General features: G+C 27.4%; 1 protein-coding gene. It reads right to left on the bottom strand.

What is annotated here, in order from left to right:
• Positions 1–116 precede the first annotated feature (116 nt).
• Positions 117–328, bottom strand: a 212-nt coding sequence (locus ACR6JA_RS22115) for a hypothetical protein (protein WP_494599526.1), incomplete at its 5' end; no start/stop codon positions are given.

Genomic DNA, 328 nt, shown 5'->3' with positions numbered 1-328 from the left:
GTGTTTATTTTTTTTTGTTTTTAAAAAATTTAATTTCTTTTTTTTTTGTTGTTTTTGTCTCTGTTTTTTTTTTTTTTTTTAAAACTTATTGTTTGTGTTTTTTTTTGGGTTTTTTTTTATTTTAATTTTGTTGTTTTTTTTTTTTGGGGGGTGGGTTTGTTTTTTTTCTTTGTTGGGTTGTTTGTTTTATTGCTTGTGTTTTGTGTTTTATTTTTTTTTGTTGTTTTTTTTTTGGTTGGTGGGGGGGGGGTTGTGGTTTTTTTTTTTTGTGTGTGGGGGGTTGGGGCTTTTTTTTTTTGTGGGTTTTTTTTTGGGGGGGGGGTTGTTT

Source organism: Cedecea sp. B1(4), assembly GCF_059414925.1.
The sequence above is the reverse complement of the archived record's forward strand: the minus strand, read 5'-3'. Positions and strand labels throughout refer to the sequence as shown.